Raw genomic sequence first — 2,963 nt, 5'->3', positions numbered from 1 at the left:
CTCAACATTATCAGTCATATCCAAATCAAGTGAGCTTTTTTTATTTCTAAGAATTTTTTTCAAGTCTGGAATAACAGCTGCGGCTTCAGTACATTCCTTTTCAATGCTATCTGCTATTACAAACACATTAGTGTCGACATTATTTAGAATCTCAATATTCATAACTCCTAGATTTAACTCATTACTTAAAGCTCTTTTGATTCGCGATATGTTCATATACTTTGATGCCTTGACTTTTGATTCAAGTGGCATCTGATACTCTTTTTTAAGGTACTTGCTTACCATCACCTGGCTACATCCAATAGCATTTGCCAGGTCCTCTTGTCTAATGTTCTCAACTTCAACTGCTGTTCTTAACTCTTCTATAAATCTCATATATGTCATCTCCTTTTGTGATTTTTGCGTTTTTATAAAAAATACTAATCTAGCGATTAAAACGATGCATCTCTGAAACTTTCTTGATACTAGTAGCCTTAAGCAAATTTTGCCCTTTGTCCATATAAATAGCTTGTAATTTTTTTAGTACAGATTCAACCTCTCCATAATTCAAATCACTTTCTAACATTAGTTCTTCAATTTTTGTTTCTAGTTCTTTCATAGCATTTACATTTTTCATAATTCCATCTTCTTTCTATTTATTTTTTTGTATCCATTTCAGATTAGATGTATAATTTATTCTGAAAGGAGGTGTTTTTTTGAAACCAAATATTGTTACTACAATTGGTGTTCCTAATAGTAAATTTATTTTAAAAGTTTTTGCTTATCGTAAAATTCGACCAAACGAAATCAATACCGTTGCCGCGGAATGGTTGCGTTTAAATAAACGTCGAACTTTCCCTAAAAGTGGAACTGGCTCTCTTATTACCATTTTTGGACTTGATGGTCGATAGAATCTATAAGTATCTTTGCATTCTGTTTTGTTAATTTAATTGAATCACTACCATCAACTGAAAACAAAATTATAGTACATGTATCATAGTCAGGTACTAATGCGAATATAGTATTACTTATAACTTCATCATTTTCAGACATATTGTATTTTTTGATTAAAGACTTGACTTTATCCAAAATTTCTAAAGACTGGGTAAACGTTAGGTCTTTATCATTAACTATTGAAAATATGTTTTTCACTTTTAAATTTATTTTCTCATCAATTTTATTTTTTTCATCATCATTAGATTTCTGATCTAAAAAAATTCTATCAATTAATCCTTGTCTTAGTATCGAAGTATATTCTGCTTTCATCAACTGTTTTACTTCTCCATCACCATTCATTATTTTAAGCACATGCGTCGAATACCTTTGTATGTTTCTCATTGTTTTTTCTACTTCTATTTCAACTGCTGTCTCAATGTCTGACGTCTTTAATTCTCCTAAATTGATTTTCTCTTGGATATCATCTATGATACTATCCGCATGGTGACATTCTGAAATGGTTATAGTTTTCATATTCGATACAATTTCCAATATCAATTCATCTTTTTCTATAAATCTCATATCTGTCATCTCCTTTTGTAAAGTTTGTTTAAAGTCTTGCTTTGATGATATTAACAAGTTCATCAATATCGCAGGCTCCCATATGAACGGTAATGTTACCAGCATTATCGTTCTTTTGGTTTAAATCCATCTCGCTGACGATAAACTTGCTATTCATTGCTACATACTTAATTTTCTCTGCTATATTACATACATCTGCTGTGCTTAAATTCTTTGTTTCTAAGAAGCTCGTAACTTCCTTTGCTATATTTTCTAATTGAATATCTCTAGATATAAGTTCTGCGTTGTGCCACTCTCTAATTTTCATTATTGATGCGTTCTTCTTTAGTAATTTTTTCATTGTACTCTCCTTTACAATTGTGACTTTAGCGAATAAAACGAGGACTTTCAACAACCTTCTGAATGTCAGCATCATTTAGAACGTTGTTTGCTTTATCCGTGTAAATAATAATCAATTTACTTAATGTACTTTTCACATCTCCATATTTCAAGCCACTTTCTAATATTTCTGATTCAATTTTTTGATAAAGTTTTTCTCTTAATTCTGCTCTTTCGGCTTTTGACTTTTTAATCTCTTCTTTTGATCCATTCTCTAAATTTTTATTCATTCTTTTTTCCTCCTCTATTTATATTGGTAACTTGATTTAAAACTCAAATAAATGTATTTTGAATTATAGTATTTTATCTAATAATTCTATAACTGAAATTTCTAACGATTCACATAAGATTTTTAAGTGCTTTAGATTTGGTGATGTTTTGCCAGTTTCTAAATCACTTAATGTAGTTTGTGGTATTCCAGTTTTTTTAGATAAGCCTGTTTGCGATAATTTTCTTAGTTTTCTATACTTCTTTAAATTTGTTCCAAATTGCATGTGCCCCTCCCCCCTTTTACTAATTAACGTTTTAACGTTAATTGAATAATAACACTTTCTTCGTCTTTAGTCAACGTTTTATCGTTAATGTTTTTGATTTATTTTTGATATACTTGTTTTATCAAAATTTATTATTAGGTGGTGATCTCTTTGAATATCTCACAATGGACTGCAAATAGGCTTCTTTCTCTATGTGAAGAAAAAGATATAACTTTAAATAAACTAGCTACTCTATCTGGAATTACGCAATCAACTTTAAATAGTATTGTTAAAGGTGAAAGCAAAAATCCTAGTTTAGCTACAATAAAGAAAATTTGCATCGGTCTAGATATAAGTATTAAAGACTTTTTTGATAAAGATTTCGATGAATTAGACATCGACTAATACCACCTTTTAGAAATGTGGATTTAAGTATTGCTTATCTGCATTTCTACTAGTACCATGTTCCAATGGCTGTGTAATGTAACCATTCGCCATTTGCGAAATCTACACGGATATGATCTCTTTGCTCTTTTACTTTCACTGCTTGCCAGTTTGCTTTTTCTGACTCGCCTAAAGCTAATTGATGCTTGGCGTATGTTTCATCGAATACTT

8 protein-coding genes are annotated in these 2,963 nt (G+C 30.1%); 2 read left to right on the top strand and 6 right to left on the bottom strand.

Going from position 1 to position 2,963, the window contains the following annotated elements; all coding sequences use genetic code 11:
- The coding region (locus tag N4A40_01610) for a helix-turn-helix domain-containing protein (GenBank protein ID MCT4660529.1) at positions 1–375 on the bottom strand (375 nt) is incomplete at its 3' end.
- Positions 376–424: 49 nt separating this feature from the next.
- Positions 425–616, bottom strand: coding sequence for a hypothetical protein (locus N4A40_01605; protein MCT4660528.1), 192 nt, complete (start codon positions 614–616; stop codon positions 425–427).
- A gap of 79 nt (positions 617–695) precedes the next feature.
- Here N4A40_01605 and N4A40_01600 point away from each other — a divergent pair, with 79 nt between their 5' ends.
- On the top strand, positions 696–890 hold the full coding sequence (locus tag N4A40_01600) for a hypothetical protein (protein ID MCT4660527.1): 195 nt from the start codon (positions 696–698) through the stop codon (positions 888–890).
- On the opposite strand, the gene N4A40_01595 is transcribed toward N4A40_01600, so the two are convergent.
- The 4 genes from N4A40_01595 to N4A40_01580 all read right to left on the bottom strand — a co-directional run bounded on the left by N4A40_01595 (position 862) and on the right by N4A40_01580 (position 2,369).
- Positions 862–1,497: a hypothetical protein gene (locus N4A40_01595; protein ID MCT4660526.1), complete on the bottom strand. Its 636-nt coding sequence runs from the start codon at positions 1,495–1,497 to the stop codon at positions 862–864. The two genes, N4A40_01600 and N4A40_01595, sit on opposite strands and share 29 nt — an antisense overlap.
- A gap of 28 nt (positions 1,498–1,525) precedes the next feature.
- Entirely contained in the window at positions 1,526–1,837 is a 312-nt protein-coding gene (locus N4A40_01590) for a hypothetical protein (protein ID MCT4660525.1), read from the bottom strand.
- Between the two features lie 25 nt (positions 1,838–1,862).
- Entirely contained in the window at positions 1,863–2,105 is a 243-nt protein-coding gene (locus N4A40_01585) for a hypothetical protein (GenBank protein MCT4660524.1), read from the bottom strand.
- A 63-nt stretch (positions 2,106–2,168) separates the two neighbouring features.
- Positions 2,169–2,369, bottom strand: coding sequence for a helix-turn-helix domain-containing protein (locus tag N4A40_01580; GenBank protein MCT4660523.1), 201 nt, complete (start codon positions 2,367–2,369; stop codon positions 2,169–2,171).
- Between the two features lie 150 nt (positions 2,370–2,519).
- On the opposite strand from N4A40_01580, the gene N4A40_01575 reads away from it, so the two are divergent.
- Entirely contained in the window at positions 2,520–2,753 is a 234-nt protein-coding gene (locus N4A40_01575; GenBank protein ID MCT4660522.1) for a helix-turn-helix domain-containing protein, read from the top strand.
- The last annotated feature ends 210 nt before the right edge of the window (positions 2,754–2,963 follow it).

The sequence above is a fragment of the Tissierellales bacterium genome (assembly GCA_025210965.1).
Classification (GTDB): Bacteria; Bacillota; Clostridia; order Tissierellales; family JAOAQY01; genus JAOAQY01.
The sequence above is the reverse complement of the archived record's forward strand: the minus strand, read 5'-3'. Positions and strand labels throughout refer to the sequence as shown.